Annotated in this window: 3 protein-coding genes; 1 reads left to right on the forward strand and 2 read right to left on the reverse strand. The window is 71.1% G+C overall.

Annotation, left to right across the window (positions count from 1 at the left end; all coding sequences use genetic code 11):
- The coding region (locus VBO01S_RS30870) for an indolepyruvate oxidoreductase subunit beta family protein (protein ID WP_062482875.1) at nucleotides 1-1,135 on the reverse strand (1,135 nt) is incomplete at its 3' end.
- Nucleotides 1,136-1,149: 14 nt separating this feature from the next.
- Entirely contained in the window at nucleotides 1,150-3,309 is a 2,160-nt protein-coding gene (locus VBO01S_RS30875; protein WP_062482887.1) for a thiamine pyrophosphate-dependent enzyme, read from the reverse strand.
- A gap of 87 nt (nucleotides 3,310-3,396) precedes the next feature.
- Here VBO01S_RS30875 and VBO01S_RS30880 point away from each other — a divergent pair, with 87 nt between their 5' ends.
- Nucleotides 3,397-4,311 (forward strand): LysR family transcriptional regulator, encoded by a 915-nt coding sequence (locus tag VBO01S_RS30880; protein ID WP_062482890.1) that lies wholly within the window; start codon nucleotides 3,397-3,399, stop codon nucleotides 4,309-4,311.
- The last annotated feature ends 122 nt before the right edge of the window (nucleotides 4,312-4,433 follow it).

The raw sequence follows: 4,433 nt of genomic DNA on the forward strand, positions 1-4,433 counted from the left end.
GGTCCCAGGCGGTCACGCGGCGCGCGAGCGACGGCGGCAGCAGCGCCGCGAACTCGAGCGCGCCGGGCTTGAAGTGGTCGAAGACCTTCACGAGGTCGTCGTCGCCCGCGCGCACTTCCTGGCGCACGCGCTGCGCGCGGCTGGCGCGGCCCTTCAGCGCGGCCACGCGCACGATGTCGTCGAAGGCCATCCACAGCGCCAGCCAGCGCGCCGTTTCGCGCGTGACCGCGAAGCCCTGCGCGCCCGACGGGTCGGCGGCGCGTTCGGCCTCGAGCACCCGCGCGAGACGATCGGCGTACAGCGCGGCGTAGGCGTTGTCCTGGTAGTCGCGCACCCGCGCATGGCCCAGCGCCAGCATGTCGTGCACGGCCGGCGGAAAGCGGCGCGCCACGTCGTCGGGCAGGGGCTGCGGCGGCGGGGGCGCGTCGCGCGTGTCGTCGCCGGCCAGCACGCCCTGCACGAAGGCGGCCTGGGCGCGCGGCGCACGCACGGCCTCGAAGGCAGCGGCAAAGCCGCGCAGGCTGGCGGCGGCCATCTTGCCGAGCTTGTCGGGCGCGGCCTCGTCGCCGCCGCGCACCGCGCGCTCGTAGGCCTCGCGCGGGAACGGGAAGAGGCCGCTGCCCGCGATCGCGCCCAGCATCACGGCGCTGACCACCGTGCCGGCCTCGCGCGCCATGCCGCCCATGTCGAGCACGTGGTGCTCGCGGCTGAAGGCCTTGACCACGTCGAGCAGGCGCTGCGCGTCGGCGCGGCCGTCGCCGGGCACCATGCGCTCGGCTGTGGTGAGCACGCGCGCCGACGAGCTGATGACCAGCGTGCGCAGCGGCGCGCTCATGCCGTTGCCGATCTGGCGCGTGGTCTCCAGCAGCTCCGACGAGACGATCGCGTCGAGCGCGCCCGGCACCGGGCCCAGGCTGAACACCGGGCGCCGGCCGCCCAGCTGCGCCATCGGCACCGGGAACACTTCGAGGTAGTAGGTGGTGGCGCCGGTGCGCTGCGCCACGCCGGGGATCGACGTGCTCTGCGCCGCGTAGCCCGCGTGCCGTGCGGCGTCGACCAGCCATTCGGTGAGCACGCCGCCGCCTTCGCCGCCGAGGGCGCAGACGAGCAGGGTGGTGGGACGGTTCTGTTCCATGTCGTTGTTCCTTCTCAGGCCGGGCGCAGGGCGCCGACGATCGCGCTGCGCAGGCCGTGCAGCAGGCGTTCGTGCCATTTCGGGTTCTGCACCACCTCGGCGCGGTAGAAGCTCGGGCACAGCGTGGCCGCGTGCGCGTTGGCGCCGCACAGGCCGCAGCCCACGCAGCCGTCGATGACCACGGCCACCGGGTCGACCTTCAGTGGATCGGGGTTGTCTTTCAGCGTGAGCGTGGGGCAGCCCGACAGGCGGATGCAGGCGTGGTCGCCGTTGCACACGTCCTCGTCGACGCCGTATTTCACGCGCACCACGCGCTGGCCCTTCTTGAGGAGGCCGGCGATCCACGGCTTGATGCGGCGCTGCCGCTCGAGCTGGCACTCGCCCTCGGCGATCACCACCTTCAGGCCGTTGAAGTCGCTCGTGAGCGCCTCGGTGAGGGTCTTGCGCATGCGCTCCACGTCGTAGGTGGTGACGGTGCGCATCCACTTCACGCCCAGGCCCGTGAGCGTGGCCTCGATGGTCTGGTTCTTGTCGACCAGGCTCTGCTGCTTGTCGACGGCGCGCTCCTTGATCTCGTCGTCGGGCGTGGAGATGATGTCCTGCGTGCCGGTGGCCGAGGTGTAGCCGTTCTTGAAGATCAGCAGCACCGCGTCGTCGTCGTTGAACAGCGCGCTCTGCACGCCTGTGAGCAGGCCGTTGTGCCAGAAGCCGCCGTCGCCCATGATCGACAGCGTGCGCCGGTTCATCATCGGCGCCACGCCCGCGCGGCTGGCCAGGCTCATGCCGTAGCCGAGGATCGAGTGGCCCATCGAGAAGGGCTCGAAGGTGCCGAAGGCATGGCAGCCGATGTCGGCCGCGATGTGCACCGGCCCCGTCTCCTGCTGCGCGAGCTTGAGCGCCGAGAACACCGGCCGCTCGGGGCAGCCCACGCAGAAGCTCGGCGGACGGTTGGGCAGCGGCGCATCGAGCCGGCGCGCCACCGCCTCGCGGCGTTCGCGGTTGCCGGCCAACCAGGCCTGCGCCGAGGCTGCCGCTTCGCTCGCGCCCAGGTAGCGTTCGGCAAAGGCCGCGAGGCCGCCCGACAGCACCTCCACGCCGTACTCGCCGGCCTGCGGCAGCAGGTCCTTGCCGTGCAGCGGCGTCTGGATGTCGCGCCGGCGCAGCAGGGTGGCGATGTCCTGCTCGATGTACTCGGGCTGGCCTTCTTCCACCACCAGCACCGCGCGCTTGCCCACGCAGAAGTCGGCCACCTGCTCGGGCACCAGTGGGTAGGTCACGTTGAGCACCAGGATCGGGATGTCGGTGTCGCCGAAGGCATCGGCCAGGCCCTGCTGCTGCAGGCTGCGGATCAGCGCGTTGTACAGCCCTCCCTGCACCACGATGCCCAGGTCGGGGTGGCGCCGGCCGGGCATGAGCTCGTTGAGGCCGTTCGCCACGATGTGGCGGCGCGCGGCCGGCATGCGCTCGTCGCCCTTGAGCTTCTCGTGGCGGAAGGTGACGGGCGGGTGCGCCAGGCGCATGTAGTCGAAGCCCGCGGGCTCGTCCATCAGCGCGCGCGTGGACACGGAGGGCGCGATGTTGTCCTTGCAGTCGAAGCTGCCGCGCACGTGGCAGGTGCGGATGCGCAGCTCCATCAGGCAGGGCATGTTCGACGCCTCCGACAGCTGGAAGCCCTGCTCGACCATGCGCACCATCACGCCCAGGTCGGGCCGCGGATCGAGCAGGCACATGCTCGACTTGAGCGCGTAGGCGTGCGTGCGCTCCTGGATCACGCTGGCGCCTTCGCCGTAGTCTTCGCCGACCACGATCAGCACGCCGCCGGTCACGCCGGGCGACGACAGGTTCGACAACGCATCGGCCGCCACGTTGGTGCCGACGATCGACTTCCAGGTGACCGCGCCGCGCAGCGGGTAGTGGATGGACGCACCGAGCATCGCCGCGGCCGAGGCCTCGTTGGAGCAGGCCTCGACGTGCACGCCCAGCTCGTCCATGTACGCCTTGCCCTGCACCATCACGTCCAGCAGGTGCGACACCGGCGCGCCCTGGTAGCCGCCGACGTAGGCCACGCCCGACTGCAGCAGGCCCTTGGTGATCGCGAGGATGCCCTCGCCGTGGAAGGTGTCGCCCGCGCCCAGGCGCAGCATTTCCACTTCCTTGCTGAATGAAACTTCCATCGTGTCTCGTGCTTCTTGTCGTGGGGAGAACGCGGGAGTGTGGGCGGGCCTGCGTCATACTTCAATGCAATGAGCCAGCTATCGAATATGAATGGCGTGCATATCGACGCGGTCGACCTCAACCTGCTGCGGTTGTTCGACGCCGTCTACCGCACCCGCAACGTGAGCCGCGCCGCCGAGGCCCTGGGCCTCACGCAGCCGGCGGCCAGCCACGGCCTCACGCGGCTGCGCCTGCTGCTGGGCGACGCGCTGTTCACGCGCAGCCTCGGCGGCGTGGCGCCCACGCCGCGCGCCGAGCGGCTGGCGGTGCCCGTGCAGTCGGCACTGGCCATGCTGCAGCAGGCGCTGGCCGAGCCCGAGCGCTTCGACCCGGCCGCGTCGCGCAAACTCTTTCGCATCCACATGAGCGACATCGGCGAGGGCCGCTTTTTGCCCGCGCTGATGGCGCGGCTGCGCGAGCTGGCGCCGGGCGTGCGCGTGGAGACCATGCCGCTCGCGCCGGGCGACATTGCCACCGCGCTCGACAGCGGCAGGGTCGACTTCGCCTTCGGCTTCCTGCCGCACGTGGAGGACACCCAGCGCACGCAGCTGCTGAAAGACCGCTACATCGTGCTGCTGCGCCACGACCACCCCTTCGTGAAGCGCCAGCGCAGCGGCCAGGCGCTGCTGGCCGCGCTGCACGAGCTCGACTACGTGGCCGTGCGCACCCACGCCGACACCTTGCGCATCCTGCAGCTGCTGAACCTCGAAGACCGCCTGCGCCTGACGACCGAGCACTTCATGGTGCTGCCCGCCATCGTGCGCGCCACCGACCTGGCGGTGGTGATGCCGCGCAACATCGCGCGCGGCTTCGCGGCCGAGGGCGGCTACGCCATCGTCGAGCCGCCGTTTCCGCTGCGCGACTTCACCGTGTCGCTGCACTGGAGCAAGCGATTCGAGGCCGACCCGGGCAACCGGTGGCTGCGGCAGGTGATCGTGGCGTTGTTCTCGGAGCGCGGCTGACCGCGACCGCCGAACACCCGCAGCGTGCCCCGTGACCAGGGCACTGGGTGCTTCCCGCAGCGAAATCAAGGAGGAGGGCGAAGCCCGGGGGACATTCGCGGAGGGAAGTACCCGGTGGCCTG

This window comes from Variovorax boronicumulans NBRC 103145 (genome assembly GCF_001591345.1).
GTDB classification, from domain to species: Bacteria; Pseudomonadota; Gammaproteobacteria; order Burkholderiales; family Burkholderiaceae_C; genus Variovorax; species Variovorax boronicumulans.

Coding starts and splice junctions, on each gene's coding strand:
- VBO01S_RS30875 (WP_062482887.1), bottom strand. CDS start 3,309: ATGGAAGTTTCATTCAGCAAGGAAGTGGAAATGCTGCGCCTGGGCGCG.
- VBO01S_RS30880 (WP_062482890.1), top strand. CDS start 3,397: ATGAATGGCGTGCATATCGACGCGGTCGACCTCAACCTGCTGCGGTTG.